This is a genomic window from Actinoplanes sichuanensis (assembly GCF_033097365.1).
Lineage (GTDB): Bacteria > Actinomycetota > Actinomycetes > Mycobacteriales > Micromonosporaceae > Actinoplanes > Actinoplanes sichuanensis.
This window is the reverse complement of sequence record NZ_AP028461.1, coordinates 11519960-11534941: the sequence shown is the minus strand read 5'-3', so window position 1 is coordinate 11534941 and position 14982 is coordinate 11519960. Positions and strand designations below refer to the sequence as shown.

16 protein-coding genes are annotated in these 14982 nt (G+C 70.7%); 4 read left to right on the top strand and 12 right to left on the bottom strand.

Going from position 1 to position 14982, the window contains the following annotated elements; genetic code table 11:
- Positions 1-68 precede the first annotated feature (68 nt).
- Positions 69-1322, top strand: a complete 1254-nt coding sequence (locus Q0Z83_RS52805) for a sensor histidine kinase (protein ID WP_317791128.1) — start codon at positions 69-71, stop codon at positions 1320-1322.
- On the top strand, positions 1319-1960 hold the full coding sequence (locus tag Q0Z83_RS52800; protein WP_317791127.1) for a response regulator transcription factor: 642 nt from the start codon (positions 1319-1321) through the stop codon (positions 1958-1960). The genes Q0Z83_RS52805 and Q0Z83_RS52800 overlap by 4 nt, the downstream gene beginning before the upstream one ends.
- Here Q0Z83_RS52800 and Q0Z83_RS52795 read toward each other — a convergent pair.
- From Q0Z83_RS52795 to allB, 4 genes are read right to left on the bottom strand one after another with little or no spacing between them, the layout of a single operon-like run.
- Positions 1946-3124 (bottom strand): protein-L-isoaspartate O-methyltransferase family protein, encoded by a 1179-nt coding sequence (locus Q0Z83_RS52795; RefSeq protein WP_317791126.1) that lies wholly within the window; start codon positions 3122-3124, stop codon positions 1946-1948. The genes Q0Z83_RS52800 and Q0Z83_RS52795 overlap by 15 nt on opposite strands.
- Positions 3125-3164: 40 nt before the next feature.
- On the bottom strand, positions 3165-4307 hold the full coding sequence (locus Q0Z83_RS52790) for a phosphotransferase family protein (RefSeq protein ID WP_317791125.1): 1143 nt from the start codon (positions 4305-4307) through the stop codon (positions 3165-3167).
- On the bottom strand, positions 4304-5275 hold the full coding sequence (gene alc, locus Q0Z83_RS52785; protein ID WP_317791124.1) for an allantoicase: 972 nt from the start codon (positions 5273-5275) through the stop codon (positions 4304-4306). The genes Q0Z83_RS52790 and alc overlap by 4 nt, the downstream gene beginning before the upstream one ends.
- Entirely contained in the window at positions 5275-6585 is a 1311-nt protein-coding gene (gene allB / locus Q0Z83_RS52780; protein WP_317791123.1) for an allantoinase AllB, read from the bottom strand. The genes alc and allB overlap by 1 nt, the downstream gene beginning before the upstream one ends.
- Before the next feature lie 333 nt (positions 6586-6918).
- Here allB and Q0Z83_RS52775 point away from each other — a divergent pair, with 333 nt between their 5' ends.
- The gene (locus Q0Z83_RS52775) at positions 6919-7353 is read left to right on the top strand and encodes a glutaredoxin family protein (RefSeq protein ID WP_317791122.1); all 435 of its coding nucleotides are present in this window, start codon (positions 6919-6921) and stop codon (positions 7351-7353) included.
- A gap of 24 nt (positions 7354-7377) precedes the next feature.
- On the opposite strand, the gene Q0Z83_RS52770 is transcribed toward Q0Z83_RS52775, so the two are convergent.
- Positions 7378-7500, bottom strand: coding sequence for a hypothetical protein (locus tag Q0Z83_RS52770; RefSeq protein WP_275416198.1), 123 nt, complete (start codon positions 7498-7500; stop codon positions 7378-7380).
- 272 nt (positions 7501-7772) lie between these two features.
- On the opposite strand from Q0Z83_RS52770, the gene Q0Z83_RS52765 reads away from it, so the two are divergent.
- Complete coding sequence (locus Q0Z83_RS52765) at positions 7773-8087, top strand: hypothetical protein (RefSeq protein WP_317791121.1); 315 nt, start codon at positions 7773-7775, stop codon at positions 8085-8087.
- 98 nt (positions 8088-8185) lie between these two features.
- On the opposite strand, the gene Q0Z83_RS52760 is transcribed toward Q0Z83_RS52765, so the two are convergent.
- The 7 genes from Q0Z83_RS52760 to uraD form a co-directional block, all read right to left on the bottom strand.
- Positions 8186-8845 (bottom strand): hypothetical protein, encoded by a 660-nt coding sequence (locus Q0Z83_RS52760; RefSeq protein WP_317791120.1) that lies wholly within the window; start codon positions 8843-8845, stop codon positions 8186-8188.
- Between the two features lie 22 nt (positions 8846-8867).
- On the bottom strand, positions 8868-10004 hold the full coding sequence (locus Q0Z83_RS52755; RefSeq protein WP_317791119.1) for a DUF6986 family protein: 1137 nt from the start codon (positions 10002-10004) through the stop codon (positions 8868-8870).
- Positions 10005-10065: 61 nt separating this feature from the next.
- Positions 10066-11613 (bottom strand): malate synthase A, encoded by a 1548-nt coding sequence (gene aceB, locus Q0Z83_RS52750; protein WP_317791118.1) that lies wholly within the window; start codon positions 11611-11613, stop codon positions 10066-10068.
- A gap of 76 nt (positions 11614-11689) precedes the next feature.
- Positions 11690-13033 carry an 8-oxoguanine deaminase gene (locus tag Q0Z83_RS52745; RefSeq protein WP_317791117.1) on the bottom strand — a complete coding sequence of 448 codons (1344 nt, stop codon included), beginning with the start codon at positions 13031-13033 and terminating at the stop codon, positions 11690-11692.
- Entirely contained in the window at positions 13030-13881 is an 852-nt protein-coding gene (gene pucL / locus Q0Z83_RS52740) for a factor-independent urate hydroxylase (RefSeq protein WP_317791116.1), read from the bottom strand. The genes Q0Z83_RS52745 and pucL overlap by 4 nt, the downstream gene beginning before the upstream one ends.
- 14 nt (positions 13882-13895) lie before the next feature.
- Positions 13896-14255 carry a hydroxyisourate hydrolase gene (uraH, locus tag Q0Z83_RS52735; RefSeq protein WP_317791115.1) on the bottom strand — a complete coding sequence of 120 codons (360 nt, stop codon included), beginning with the start codon at positions 14253-14255 and terminating at the stop codon, positions 13896-13898.
- A complete protein-coding gene (gene uraD, locus Q0Z83_RS52730; protein ID WP_317791114.1) occupies positions 14245-14751 on the bottom strand; it encodes a 2-oxo-4-hydroxy-4-carboxy-5-ureidoimidazoline decarboxylase in 507 nt (168 codons plus the stop codon). The genes uraH and uraD overlap by 11 nt, the downstream gene beginning before the upstream one ends.
- Positions 14752-14982 lie beyond the last annotated feature (231 nt).

Sequence of the window (14982 nt, the reverse complement as noted above, 5' to 3'; positions counted from 1 at the left end):
CAGCACTACCCCGGAGGGTGTCCCTGGACGGCTGGGCCGGGCCGGGTGCCGCCGGCTACCTTGAACCGGTGCTGATCGATGCCCTGAAGGACCGCCGCTACCTGCGTTCGGCCTGGCCATGGCGGTCACTGCTGCACCTGGCGGTGACCGCGGTGATCGCCGCGCCGGTCGCGTTCGGATTCTGGATCCTCGCGCTGCCCTGGCTGGTCGCCGGGCAGGATGTCACCGAGGGCCGCGAGCCGAGACCGGCCGTGGTCGTGCTGATGCTTCTGTCGGCGTTCCTGTTCGCCGTCGCCGGACCGGCCGTGGCCCTGCCGCTGGCCGCGCTGGAGCGTCGCCGGCTGCGGCTGCCCGCCCCGCACCGGCCGCTGGTCTCCGGGCCGGTCGCCTGGTTCCTGGCCCGCCTCCGGGAGGAGTCGACGTGGCGGGCGGTCGCCTACGCGGTTCTGCTCGCCCTGGCCGCTCCCCTGTTGTGGCTCGGCGCCGGGCTGCTCGTCGTGCTGGAGGTGGTCCTGCTGCTCAGCCCCTGGCTGGCCGAGTGGCAGCTCGGTGACCTGGTGATCCGCGGCGGGCCCGGGTCGGTCCCGTTCATGCTGCTCGGCATCGCCTTGCTTCCGGTCCTCCTCTACCTCGCGGGCGCGGTGGCCGCCCTGCACGCCGCGCCGGCCCGGCGCCTGCTCGGCACCACCGACGTGCTGCGTGACCAGCTGACCGAGGTGTCGCTGTCCCGGGCCCGGCTGGCCGACGCGTTCGACGCCGAGCGCCGCCGGATCGAGCGTGACCTGCACGACGGCGCCCAGCACCGGCTCACCAGCCTCACCCTGCAGATCGGCATGGCCCGGCTCGATCTGCCGGGCGACTCGCCCGCCGCCGAGCCGCTGGGCCGGGCCCACGAGCAGGCCAAGGAGCTGATGGTGGTGCTGCGCGACCTGGTGCACGGCATCCGCCCGCAGACCCTGGCCGACCTGGGGCTCCCGGCCGCGCTGTGGGAGCTGGCGGCGAATTCGCCGGTGCCGGCGGCGGTGGACACCGGCGACATCGTCGACAGGCTGCCGGAGCGGGTCGAGACCACCGCCTACTTCGTGGCCGCCGAGGCGCTGACCAATGTCGCGAAACACGCACACGCCACCTCGGTGCAGATGCGGCTGGGCCGGGCCGGGGAGGTGATCGTGCTGGAGGTTCTCGACGACGGGCGGGGCGGCGCCGATCCGGCCCACGGTTCGGGGCTCACCGGGCTCGCCGATCGGGTGGCCGCGGCCGGTGGCAAGCTGTTGCTCGCCAGCCCGGCCGGTGGGCCGACACTGCTGCGGGTCGAGCTGTGACCCGGGTTGTCCTTGCCGAGGACGGGGTGTTGCTCCGTGAGGGGCTGGTCGGGGTGCTGGTCCGGTTCGGTTTCGAGGTGGTCGCGGCCGTCGGTGACGCCGCCGAGCTGACGGCCGCGGTCGACGAGCACGATCCCGAGCTGGTGATCACCGACATCAAGATGCCGCCGTCCTTTCAGGACGAGGGTCTCCGCGCCGCGGTTCGGCTTCGGCGGTCCCGCCCCGGCCTGCCCGTCGTCGTGCTCAGTCAGTATGTGCAGCAGGAGTATGCGGCCGACCTGATCGCCACCGGTGACGGCGTCGGTTACCTGCTCAAGGACCGGGTCGCCGAGATCACCGAGTTCGTGGCCGCGCTGCGTACCGTGGTCGCCGGCGGCACCGTCGTCGACCCGGATGTGGTTCGTCGTCTGATCAGCCGCCCCCAGGATCCGCTGGCCGGGCTCTCCGGCCGGGAGCGGGAGGTGCTGGCGCTGATCGCCGAGGGCCGGTCCAACTCGGCGATCGCGGCCGGTCTGTTCATCAGCGAGCCGGCGGTCGGCAAGCACGTCGGCAACATCCTGTCCAAGCTGGGCCTCCCACCGACCGACGACACCAACCGGCGAGTGCTCGCGGTCCTGGCCTTCCTACGAGCCAGATGAGGGGCCGCCCGGCGGGCCCGACGCGAGGCCGCCCGGCGGGCCCGACACTAGGTCGTCCGGTGAGCCGCCCGGTGAGAGGCCGTCCGGTGGGGTGAGGGTCCAGCGAGCCGGGGACCAGATCGGGCTGGCCGGGTCGCCGGTCAGGGTGAAACCGATCCGCCAGGCCGTCATCGGCGGGCGGTTCAGCGACCACCAGCGGTCCGACAGGGCCGTGCCGACGGCAGCGCACCGCTCCGACTCCGGCCCTGAGGCGAGGATGGCCCCGTCGGCGAGCACCACCGCACCGGCCGCGCCGCTGTCGTCGAGGACCGCGAGGTAACTCTGTTCGCGGCCGGGGATGGAGGCGTGACTGACCCGGTGATGCCAGGCCGCGGCCGCGAACCACAGACCGCGGTAGGCCGGGGCGTCCAGCGGTGGTTTCCAGCGGGCGGGCGACACCTCGTCCAGATCCTCCAGCCCGGTCGCGACAGGCGGATGACTGTGCGGATGTCTGGCGCTGAGCGGGCCGGCGGCGCTCATGAAGCCGGCCGAGCACACCACGGTCGCGGTCAGCGGGCCGGTGCGGATGTCCAGGACCGGGTGGATGCCGCCGTGCGCGACCGGGACGATCAGTCGGCCGCCGGGTTCCAACCGGTCCAGCCAGTGCGGGGAGATTCCGGCGACACCCACGGTCACGATGATGCGGTCGTAACGCTCGAACGGGCCTCCGGTGTAGCCGTCGGCGGCTTCCACCCGTACCCCCGCGATGCCGGCCCGGGCCAACGCGGACCTGGCCCGGGCCGCGACGTCGTCCTGAACGTCCACCGTGGTCACCACGGCGCCGAGCGAAGCGAGAAGCGCCGCGTTGTAACCGGTGCCCGCGCCGATCTCGAGGATCCGCATCCCGGGCCGCACATCCAGCGCCTCGATCATGGCGGCCATCAGCGACGGCTGGCTGGACGAGCTGACCGGCACGTCCCCGGCCAGCTTGGTGACCAGCACATCGTCGCTGTAGACGGTGGGCAGGTAGTCGGGGTCGGCGGGCACGATCCGCCGCCCGTCCCGGCGGTGGAACCCGTCGGCCACGAAGATCTCGCGTGGCACCGTCGCGAACGCCTCGGCCAGCGCGGGCGACAGGTCACCGCCGCGGATCAGCTCCAGGTAGCGCCGACGGACGTCCTCCATGACTGACACGGTACGGAAAACAGCGCCGCCACGGTGAGCCTCATGAATTCCCGGCCTGCTCGGTGGCCAGGTCGACGGCGGTCTGCAGGCAGCGCCTGACGTCGTCGGAGTGGTAGGGCCACTCGGACGGCTCGATCTTCGCCAGGAACGTGTCGTAGACGACCGCCTGACGCAGTGATTCGACAGGTTGCAGCAGCTCGGCGGCCCGCAGCGCGTCACCGCCGGGCCACTGCGCCGCCCACGCGGCCAGCACTTCGGGTTCGCCGGGCAGACGCACCGCGTCGAAGGCCGGATTGCCGATCGCCGCGTCGCCCCAATCCACGATGGTGAACGAGTCGCCGTCGCTGATCACGTTGCCCATGTGCAGGTCACAGTGGACGAGTGTGTCCGGAAGGCCGCACTCGTCCACGGCGGCGAGTCGGGCCGGAAGATCGTCGAGCAGCGCCGCCAGTCCGGACATCTCGGAGACATACGGTTTGGCGATGTCGAAGATCCGGGCCAGCGTGATCTCCGGGACCCCGGCCGCTCGCAGCTCCGGCAGCCGGCCGGCGAAGTGCTCCTGCACCGGCTTCAGGGCGGCCAGGACCTCCGCGCGGAACGACGGCGGGGCGCCGTACCGGTCCTCGCCCGGCACGTGCGCGATCAGGGCCCGGCCCTCGTCACCGGCGGCCAGCAGGTGTGGCACCAGATCCGGCGCGACCTCGCCGATCAGCCGGAGCACCGCCGCCTCGTGCGCGAAGAACGGCGGCACCTGCTTCAGCCAGGCCGCCGGCACACCGTCCGGTCCGTCGAACCGCCAGATCGCCGACAGGTTCCAGGTGCGCTGCTGTCTGGCGGTCAGGCCGGACAGGCCGACCCGGTCCAGAGCACCGGCGGCCCAGGCCAGTGACGCCGCCGCGCCCGCCGGTTCGGCATACGCCGCACGCAACGGGTGGGGCGCCAGGTCCACGCCGGCCGGCAGCAGCCCGGCCGGCCGGTCCGGGGTCATCGCCAGGTAGGTGACGTGCCCGCCGGGCGGCGCCTGATCACCGTGCAGCAATCGCAGCACGGTGACGTCGATGCCGGCCCCGGCCACCACATCGGACACCTCCTGCCACCACTGCACCCCGACGGTGAACGGCGGCAATCGCCCGAGAAGCTCGCCCGCCGGATCGACGAGCACAAGAGAGACGGTACGGCTCACCGGCCGAGTCTCGCACGTAGGTGATTCCGGTCGGCACGCCCCAGCAGGCGCAGCCGGGCCATCCCGCCGTCGGGGAAGACGTCCAGCCGTACCTGAGTCACCTCGGGCGCCTTGACCAGCGGGAACCGGTGTGGGGTGTCCGGTCGCAGCGCCACCCGGGGCAGCAGCTCGTGGGCGAACCCGTCATGGTCGAACCCGGTCAGCGTGGCCCAGCCGGGCGCGTTGCCCTTGAAGTGGCTGGTGTCCAGATCGGCGAAGCGCAGCACGGCCGGGGCGGCCAGCCGCACCAGCACCCAGTCGTTGCCGTCGTCCCGGCGCCGGGACGTCTCCCAGCCGTCGCCCATGTTGCGGGCCAGTCCGGGCATCAGCATCCGTTGCGGGTTGCCGTAGAACATGTTGCTGCAGTCGACGACGGTCGCGCCGTACTGCGCGGCGGCCACGTCGAACACCTTCGGCAGCAGCGCCGGATCGGGCACCACCTCACCGTGCACACGCAGTCGGGCCACCCCACCGTCCGGGAAGATGTTGAGCCGCACGTGCGTGAACCGGCGGCGGTCCTCGACCGGGTACAGGTTGCGGCCGTCACCCTTCAGCGGCGACTTCGGCAGGATCTCCACCCAGTCCGCGTCGGCCAACTCGTCCGGGCCGGGATATCCGGGCAGCTCGACGGCTTCGACCGAGGCGTGCGGCGGGAAGTTGCCGGTGAAGAACGCGGTGTCGATGTCGACGCCGTGCACGACACCCGGCGCGCCCAGTCTGATGATCGCGAAGTCGTGACCCGGCGACCGTCGGCGACGCGTCTCCCACCCGTCGTAGACCTGTCCCTTGTGGTCGAACGTCTTCGGCGCGTGACCCGGTGTGTCCGGCAGCACCAGGTGATCGGCGGCGGCGAAGAACTCGTCGTTGGCGTGCACGACACCACCGCCGAACGCCCGGGACGCGAGGTCGGGCAGCGCGCTGAAATCCATCAGATCTCCCTTGCCAGGAACTCTCCGCCGGCGTTGTCGCCGGTCACCACGTTTCCGCGCAGCCAGGTGGTGCGGACCACACCCCGCAAAACCTTTCCGTGGTACGGCGTGACCGGATTCCGGTGGTGCAGTGCGTGCGCGTCCACGACGAAGGTCTCGTCCGGCTCGAACGCCACCAGATCCGCGTCGGCGCCGACCGTGATGCGGCCCTTGTTTCGCAATCCCACCAGATCGGCGGGGCGGCGCGCCATCCACTTCACCACGTCCGCGAGGGTATGCCCACGCTCGGCGGCCGCGGTCCAGATCACCGGAAGACCCAGCTGCACCGACGCGATCCCGCCCCACGCGGCCGCGAAGTCACCGGTGTCCTGCCGTTTCAGGTCGGGCGTGCATGGCGAGTGGTCGCTCACCACACATGTGATCAGGCCGTCGGCCAGGGCCTCCCACAGTTTGTCGGCGTTCGCCGTGTCACGGATCGGCGGGCAGCACTTGAACTCGGTGGCGCCGTCCGGGATCTCGGCCGCGTCCAGGGTCAGGTAGTGCGGGCAGGTCTCGGCGGTCACCCGTACCCCCTCGGCTCTGGCCCGGGCGATCAGCGGGAGCGCGGAAGCGGCGGAGAGATGCAGGATGTGGGCGCGGTGGCCCGCGGCGCGGGCCACCGCGATGGCGGTGCCGACCGCGGCGTGTTCGGCGTCCTGCGGGCGGGAGTTCAAGAATTCGGTGTACGCCGGGGAGCTCGCCGCCTCGCGCAGGTGGTTCGGGTCCTCGGCGTGGATCACGAACAGCGCGTCGACCGCGTTCATCGCCTCGGCGAGTTGCGTGGCGTCGACCGGCGGAAACTCGGGCACCCCGGAGTCGGCGAGGAAGGATTTGAAGCCGAAGACCCCGTCGGCGTGCAGTCCGGGCAGGTCGGTGGCGTTGCCGGGGATCGCGCCGCCCCAGAAGCCGACGTCGACGTGGCACTGACCGGCCGCGGCCGCCTGCTTGATCTTCAGCGCCGCGGTGTTCACGGTCGGCGGCAGGCTGTTGAGTGGCATGTCGATGATCGTGGTGACGCCGCCGGCCGCGGCCGCCCGAGTCGCCGTGGCGAACCCCTCCCACTCGGTCCGGCCCGGCTCGTTGACGTGCACATGCGTGTCCACCAGGCCCGGGAGCAGCGCGGTGTCCCCTAAGTCGACATCCACCCCGGCAGTCACCACGGCGTCGTAGTCCACAACCGCCGCGATCCGGCCGTCCGCCACCACGACCGCCGCCGCCCGCTCGCCGTCGGGTGTCACCACACGCCGCGAACGCACCACAAGATCAGCCATAGGGCGACCTTATCGGCGCTTTGTTTCACCTGCCGCCCGGTCACCAGAGCCTTTGTTACACCGCTTTGTCCCAGCGCCCGCTTCGCCCGCTTCCACCGGGCCGTCCCAGCGCCGACTCCGCCCTTTCCGCCGGGCCGTCCGACCGCCGGCTTCGCCCTCCTCCGCCGGGCCGTCCGACCGCCGGCTTCGCCTCTCTTTCATCTGGCTGTCCCACCGCTCGCTCCGCCCGGATCCGCGTTCCGGCCGCCTTCCGGCTGTCGGGTGTCTCACCCCGTGCTCACCAGGGCCGTCGGGGATGCCGTTACCGGCGGTAGCGGAGTACCGTGCCGCTCCATGGTGCGACGATGGAGTGTGGCGGCCCTGGCCGCCCTCTGCGGTGTGCTGATCGCCGCGGCCCGGTTCGGTGACGGCGCGCCCGGCACCGCCGCTCTGCTGCTGGCCGGGTTCCTGGTGCTCGCCTTCGTGTTGTCGCCGCTCGCCTTCCCCCGCTCGCCCGCCGCCTCGTCGACCGGGACCGATGACCGGCCGATCGTCTACTGGCGGCCGGGCTGCGTCTTCTGCCTACGGCTGCGGGCCCGCCTCGGCGCCGACGCGGACCGGCTCCGCTGGGTCGACATCTGGCAGGACCCGTCCGCGGCCGCCGCGGTCCGGGAGATCACCGGCGGCGACGAAACGGTGCCGACCGTGGTGATCGGCGGCCGGGGCCACGTGAACCCCGACCCGTCCTGGCTACGCGACCAGATCCTCCCGGCCACGCCGCAGGCCTGACCCCGACGGTCCGTCCGGGCGGGCTCAGGCCTGTACCAGTTGCCCGTCGGTCCAGCGCAGGAACCTGTCGAACAACTCCGCCGGTGGGCCCGGTGGTAGTTCGGTCATGGCCCGGTCCAGATGGCCCCACATGTACATGGTCAGCATGACCCGGTCGGCACCGTCCGACAGGGACACTCGCGCCGGTGCGCACGGCCACGGGTCGCCGCATGCCCGGCACTCCCACGACGGCCGTTCACAGACATGCTCTGCATCACTCTTAGTAATCGCCTTGCCCACTGAACGACACTCCCTCGCGTTGCGCGCGGCCCCACCTCGTATTACTCCCCACAAGCGGAAAAGGTTCGATCCACAGCGGATTTGCCAGTACCGATAGGGTCTGACTCACCCGACACGGACCATCACGGAAGGCAACCGTCGTGACGAACGAGCAGCCCGCGATGAACACCGGACCGAACATCCTCCTGCGCGGCACCGCCGTCGCGATCCTGGCCGTCGCCGTCCTCGTCTTCGTCGCGCTGGCGATCATCGACCCGGCCTCGTTGATCAGCCTCGCCCCGGAGTGGTTCGGCGCGCCGGGCACCTCCTCGATCCTCGCCGGCATCGGCCTGGCCGGTCTGATGGCGGGTCTGCTCGTCAAGGCCGTCCGCGAAGGCAACCGCGGCCACGAGGAACTCGCGACCTGGCTGACCCTGGCGGCGCTCCTGATCGTCCCGATCTTCTCGATGGTCTGAAACCGACCCGGGCTCCTCGACGGCCCGAAACCGACTCGGACTTCTCGACGGTCTGAACCCGCACCGAACTTCTCGACGGTTTGAAACCGACCGGCGGATCACCCGGCGATCGGCTCGAAACCGTTCTCCGCGGCGGGCCCCAGATCGTGGATCTCACCCGCGCCGCTGACCGTGAAAACGTGATTCCGCCGGGTCCGCGCCGCGAATTCGGCCCACTGCTCGCTCCCCCATTCACCGGGACACCGCGGATCGATTTGCGCATGATCGGGCCAGGCCACCATCCGGACCACGTGAACGACGTTGTCGCGTACCTCGATCCGCCACCGATCGTCCTCCTCGTCACCCTCCGCCCCGATCACCCCGTTGAGCACGTGATCGCAGGTGAAGTGGTCGAACACCGCCGGCCGGAACCACTTCTCCGGCGTCCCGCCGCGGATCTCGGCCCCCGGCGCCAGAAAGGTCTCCACCAGATACGCGAGCCAGATCTCCGCGCGGTGGAACTTCTCCTCACCGTTCCAGATCAGTGCGTCACCACCGGCGGTCGGCACCCATGGGCACCAGAACCCGGGATGCTCCGGCCCGGGTTCGTTCCCGGAATACGTCGCACCGGGCGCCAATCCGTTCCCGTTCACCGCATACGGACCGTCCGTCCGCGATTCGTGCCGGGTCTCGGCGAACCGGTCGAGGTATTCCACCTCATGTGGATTCAGCGGGGGGACAATCGCCACCTGCCCGGTGAAACCGGTGTTGTAGCCCATCGCCGTTCCTCCACTGATCGACTCAGGCCAGGGCGGTCAACTGCTCCCGTGGGAACCCGGCGTCGGTCAGGGCGCCGCAGTCCAGCCCGCGCAGCAGATATCCGGCGAGCGCACGGGCGGTGGCCGGCTCGTCGGCGATGCCACTGTCCTGCCGGTCCAGGTAGCGCCGCAGACGGGTGACGGCCGTGTCCCGGCCGTCCCGGAAGAACTCGTAGGTCGCCGCATATCTGGTCGGCAACTGTGCCGGATGCAGATCCCAGCCCTGGTAGAAGCCTCGTTCCAGGGAGCGGCGGACCAGTCGCCGATGCAGTTGCCAGGCGGCGTGCACGTCGGCGGTGTCACCGACCGGGAGGACGTTGGTGGACCCGTCGGACAGGCGCACCCCGGTCTGGGCGGCGGCGGCCTGCATCACCGCCTTCGCGTAGTCGGCGGCCGGGTGCTCCATCGACTGGTAGGCCGCGGCCACACCGGCGGCGGCGCTGTAGTCGTAGGTTCCGTAGTGCAGCCCCGTGCACCGGCCGGCCGCCGCGGTGATCAGCCGCGCGACGGCAGCGGTCCCGTCGGCGGCAAGCACGGCCGACGGCAGTTCGACCTGAATCTCGAAGGTGAGGACGCCGGCGCTCAGGCCGTACGACCGCTCGAGTTTCTCGCAGAGGGTGACCATGGCGGAGACCTGGTCGGAACCGCTGACCTTGGGCAGCGTGATGGTGAAAAGGTCCTGGTAGTTGTCGAGGAAGAGGTCGAGGGTGCGCAGCGAGCGGCGCCGGGTGGCGGGCTCCAGGGACTTGATCCGGAGGCCGAGGAACGGTGGCCGTGGGCCGTCGGCGAGGATCGCGGCGGCCTTGCGGACGGCCGCGTCCTCCTGGTCGTCGTCGCGGACACCGTAGCCGTCCTCGAAGTCGACGCGCAGGTCCTCGATCGGCTCGGCGGCGAGTTTGGCGCGGACCGCCGGGTCGGGCCAGGGGAAGTCGTGTCGGTCCATCGTGGCCAGTGCGACACCGCCCCAGTCACGGAAGTCGTCCAGCCGGTCGGCCGGTACATACACCGTGTGAACCGGCTGCCGACCTGGACGTTCGCCCGGGTAGCGGGCCTTGAGAAAGGCGTCGTGCGCGGCGAGGCTCGCGTCGATCTCGTGGTAGTCGTCCTCGTGGAGACGCACGGGCGGCCCTTCCTCACTGCCGGATGCGGCCGGACGGTCAGGCCCGGCCGCATCGGTGTGATCAGTCGATGGAGTCGTAGGCGGCGCTGGTCAGGAAATCGGCGAAGTCGTCGGCCAGGGCGACCCGCTCGAACAGCTTGCGGGCGTCGTCGTAGCGGCCCGCGGTCCAGGCCTCGTCGCCGACGGTCTCGCGGATCTTCGCGAGCTCCTCGTCCTCGATCTGCCCGACCAGCTCGGCGGTGATCGGCGTGCCGTCCTCGAGCTTCACTCCGTTGTGGATCCACTGCCAGACCTGTGACCTGGAGATCTCCGCGGTGGCGGCGTCCTCCATCAGGTTGTGGATCGCGACCGCGCCGTTGCCGCGCAGCCACGCCTCCAGATACTGCAGGGCCACGTTGACATTGTTGTGCAGGCCCGCCCGGGTGACGGCGCCGCCACCACCGGCCACGTCGAGAAGGTCGGTGGCGTCGACGGCGACCTCGGGCCGCTTCTTGTCGAGCTGATTGGGCCGGTCGCCGAGCACCCGGTCGAAGATCTCCTTGCACACCGGCACCAGGTCGGGGTGAGCCACCCAGGATCCGTCGAAGCCGTCGCCCGCCTCGCGCTCCTTGTCCTCGCGGACCTTGGTCAGCGCGACCTTGTTGACCTCCTGGTCACGCCGGCTCGGGATGAACGCGGCCATGCCGCCCATCGCGAACGCGCCCCGCTTGTGGCAGGTGGAGACCAGCAGCTCGGTGTAGGCCCGCATGAACGGCGCGGTCATCGTGACGGCCGCCCGGTCCGGAAGGATCATGCTCGGGTTGTCCCGGAAGTACTTGATGATGCTGAACAGGTAGTCCCACCGGCCGGCGTTGAGCCCGGAGATGTGCGGCCGGAGCGCGTGCAGGATCTCCTCCATCTCGAACGCGGCCGGGATGGTCTCGATCAGCACGGTGGCCCGGATGGTGCCGACCGGGATGCCCAGTGCCTCCTGCGCGTAGGTGAAGACGTCGTTCCAGAGGGCGGCCTCTTTGTGCGACTCCATCTTGGGCAGGTAGAAGTACGGCCCGCTGCCCCGCTCCAGCAACTCCTTGGCGTTGTGGAAGAAGTAGAGCCCGAAGTCGACCAGCGCGCCGACGGCCGGCTCACCGTCCACCGGCAGGTGCCGCTCGTCGAGGTGCCAGCCGCGCGGGCGCATCACGATCGTCGGGTACGGCCCGCCGTTCAGCTCGTACGTCTTCTTCTCGGTCTCCAGGGTGATCGTCCGCCGGATCGCGTCGAACAGGTTCTGCTGCCCGTCGACGACGTTCGACCAGTGCGGGGTGTTCGCGTCCTCGAGGTCGGCCAGCCACACCTTCGCGCCCGAGTTCAGCGCGTTGATCGTCATCTTCCGCTCGGTCGGCCCGGTGATCTCCACTCGCCGGTCCTGCAGGTCGACGGGCGCGGGCGGGGCGGACCACTCCGCGGCGCGGATGTCCGCGGTCTCGGCCAGGAAGCCCAGCGTGGCTCCGGCCGCGATCTCCGCGCGGCGCGAGGCACGCGCCTGGAGGAGCTCGTTACGGCGAGGCCGGAATCGCCGGTTCAGGTCGGCGACGAACGCCACGGCCTCGTCGGACAGGATCTCGGTCATCGTTGACGATTCCTCTCAGTGTGGTTACTCCCCCGTACCGTAATCGAGCATTATTCATGGTCCTTCCCCGCGACCGTCAGGAGGTCGCCATCAGCCTGCGGTGCGCCCGCCGTGCCTCAGCCGTCAACGTGTCGGCATCGGCGTTCACCAACTCACCGCGCTCGACGATCGGGCGGCCACCGACCAGCGCCAGATCGACCCGTGCCGGTGGGCCGAAGACCAGCGCCGCGACCTTGTCGTCGATGCCCTCGTGCCCCAGACCGTCCAGCCGCCACATCACCAGGTCGGCCAGCTTGCCCGGCTCCAGCGAACCGATGTCGGCCTGCCGGCCCAGACACTGCGCCCCGCCGATGGTGCCCAGTCGCAACGCCTCCCGCGCGTCGAACGACTTCGGGCCCTGCCGCTGCCGTGCCGTGTAGAGCGCCTGCCGCAACTCGGCGCCCAGGTGCGACACCTCCTGCGACGCCGCGCCGTCCACCCCGAGGCCCACCGGCACGCCGTGGTCGAGCAGCTCACGCACCCGGGCCGCACCGGTGCCGAGCCGCGCGTTCGAGCTCGGGCAGTGCGCGACACCGGTCCTGGTGGCGCCCAGTTTCGCGATCGCCGCGTCGTCCAGGTGCACACCGTGGGCCAGCCACACGTCGTCGCCTAGCCAGCCGACGCGCTCCGCGTACTCCACCGGGGTGCAGCCGAACTGCTTGAGGCAGAACTCCTCCTCGTCGTCGGTCTCGGCGAGATGGGTGTGCAGCCGCACCCCCTTGCGCCGGGCCAGGACCGCCGCCTCCTCCATCAGGCGGGTGGTCACCGAGAACGGCGAGCAGGGCGCCACCGCGATCCGTAGCATCGAATCCGGCGACGGGTCGTGCCAGCGGTCGATCGCCGCCTCGGTGGCCGCGAGCGCCTCGTCGGTGTCCTCGACCACGTGATCCGGCGGCAAGCCACCGTCCTTGCGACTCAGATCCATCGAACCGCGGGTCGGGTGGAACCGCACCCCGATCGCCCGGGCCGCCTCGATCTCGGCGGCCAGCACGTCACCGCCGTCTCGGGGGAACACGTAGTGGTGGTCCATGCTCGTGGTGCAGCCGGACAGGGCCAGCCAGCCCAGCCCGGCCCCGGCCGCCGCGCCCACGATCCCGGCGTCCAGCCGGCCCCAGATCGGGTAGAGCGTGGTGAGCCAGCCGAACAGCGTCTCATCCAGTGCCAGGCCACGGGTCGCCCACTGGTAGAGGTGGTGATGAGTGTTCACCAGGCCCGGTGTGACCAGGCAGCCGGTACCGTCGCGCCGCTCGCCGGCCAGCTCGGAGCGGCCCGGCCCGACCGCGACGATCCGGCCGTCGTCACCGACCACGACATGGCCGTCGGTGTACTCGGTGCCGGCCGCGTCGACCGTCGCGACGTGCGCGTTCTCGATGATGATCACAGCCACCACTCCGCGGTCGCGGCGGGCGCGTCGTCGCGGGACACACTGCCCTCGATCAATCCGTACGGCCGGTCACCGGCGATGAACACCTCACCCGGGTTGTCCAGGCCGAACGGGGACAGGTCGGCCAGGTAGTGGTGCTTGTTCGGCAGCGCCAGCCGCACCTCGGCGATCTCCGGCCGGTCCTCGATCACCCGCGCGCCCATCGCGTAGAGCGTCTGCTGCAGCGAGTAGCTGTAGGTGCCGACGAATGCCTTCACCAGCGCGTCCATCGCCCCGGCGTGCGAGGCCGCCCAGTCGGTGTCGTCGCCGGTGTGCCGCCAACGGGCGTCCACAGCCGTCGCCAGGATCCGGTCGGTCGCCGGTTTCAGAGTCGTGTAGCCGTCCTCGACGAAACCGTGGAACTCCGAATCCGTCGAATTCAGCAGCACCAGACCGGTCACCCCGGAGACCACCTGCACGGTCTCCGACGACACGTGCACCACGGTGGTACGCACGTGGTCGCCCCGTTTCCGGAACGAGTGCGGGCCCAGCCGGTCCCACACGAATGACTCGACCGACACCTTCGCGGCGTGCACCTGTGGCTGGGAGCTCACGAAGTGCCGCGCCAGGAGCAGGGCGAACGTCTCCGGCTCACCGACACCGTGCTCCTTGGCGAACGCGTACACCGTGTTCTTCATCGTGTCGGTCGGCAGGACACCCGAGTTGTCGCCGGTCAGGTGCGTCGCGGTCAGGTCGCCGGAGAGCGCCACACTGACGTTGAAATCCACCAGGCCGTGTGAGTCGCCGTCCCGGTGCACCCGCACCAGACGGGTCTCCGCCTTGCCGTAGCGGTTCGGTCCGAGCACGATCCCCAACGGTGTCAGCTCCCTCGGTAGGTGGTGTAGCCGTACCGGCTGAGCAGCAACGGCACGTGATAGTGGCGATTCGGGTCATGGACGTGGAAAGCGACGGTGATCTCCGGAAAGAAGCAGTCACCACCCAGATAGGGCTCCACGTAGAAGAACAGGCGATAGCCGCCGGCCTGCCACGCGTGCAACGGCACCTCGTAACGCAGGCGGCCGTCGTCGTCGGTGCGGCCCTCGGAGATGGTGCTCCAGCCGTCCGAGTCGCGGCGTTCCAGCCGCACGTAGACGTCCGTCGCCGGGTCGCCGGTCACCGTGTCCAGGATGTGCGTCGAAATGCGGGCGTGGAAGGCCGCGGTGACACCGTCAGAGGGCATCGAGCACCCGCTCCAGCCGGAGCCGCGCGATCTTGCGCAGCTCATCCGTCACGATCGCCTGCTCGGTGGCCTCGTCGTTGCCGAGCCGCTCCCGGGCCGCGGCCAGGATCTCGGCCTGCGAACGGCCGCTCGCGAAGATCAGGAAGACATGACCGAACCGCTCCTCATACGCCCGGTTCGCCGCGATCAGCTCGGCCCTCGTGGTGTCGTCGGCGGTCTGCGCGGCCGCCGACTGCTCGGCCCGCGACCAGGCGGCCTCCTTGGAGTCACCGGCGGCCCGCTCGCCGATCCGCGGATGCGCGGACAGACCCTCCAGCACATCCGGCCAGCTCAGCTCACGGCTCGCGGTGTCGGCCGCGGCGAGAATGCCGGCACGGTCGGCGAACGGCCTCTTGGCGGCGACGGCCGTGCCCCAGGCGGGCGCCGCGCAGCAGGCGAGCAACTCGGCCTCCAGACGCTCCGCGGGCAGAGCATTGAAGGACTCCAGCGCACCCATCGGTCACCCCCTCGTCGATGTCGATCAGTCAAGCAGCCCGGAGCCGAGACACGCTCGGACGGACCGAAGAATTAACAAGCGCCACCCTGCCACGAAAGCGGGCCGGAAATCTCGCCGTCCGGCCAGGGCTGTGGACAACGCCGCCAGCAGCGCAAACCGGCGTATCCGGGGCCGCCCTGTGGACAACCGCCGGAAATGCACCGCGACCTCGCCGTTATCAGCCGGTGATCT

Coding starts and splice junctions, on each gene's coding strand:
- Q0Z83_RS52795 (WP_317791126.1), bottom strand. CDS start 3,124: ATGGAGGACGTCCGTCGGCGCTACCTGGAGCTGATCCGCGGCGGTGAC.
- alc (WP_317791124.1), bottom strand. CDS start 5,275: ATGGATTTCAGCGCGCTGCCCGACCTCGCGTCCCGGGCGTTCGGCGGT.
- allB (WP_317791123.1), bottom strand. CDS start 6,585: ATGGCTGATCTTGTGGTGCGTTCGCGGCGTGTGGTGACACCCGACGGC.
- Q0Z83_RS52775 (WP_317791122.1), top strand. CDS start 6,919: ATGGTGCGACGATGGAGTGTGGCGGCCCTGGCCGCCCTCTGCGGTGTG.
- Q0Z83_RS52770 (WP_275416198.1), bottom strand. CDS start 7,500: ATGCTGACCATGTACATGTGGGGCCATCTGGACCGGGCCATGACCGAA.
- Q0Z83_RS52760 (WP_317791120.1), bottom strand. CDS start 8,845: ATGGGCTACAACACCGGTTTCACCGGGCAGGTGGCGATTGTCCCCCCG.
- aceB (WP_317791118.1), bottom strand. CDS start 11,613: ATGACCGAGATCCTGTCCGACGAGGCCGTGGCGTTCGTCGCCGACCTG.
- uraH (WP_317791115.1), bottom strand. CDS start 14,255: ATGCCCTCTGACGGTGTCACCGCGGCCTTCCACGCCCGCATTTCGACG.
- uraD (WP_317791114.1), bottom strand. CDS start 14,751: ATGGGTGCGCTGGAGTCCTTCAATGCTCTGCCCGCGGAGCGTCTGGAG.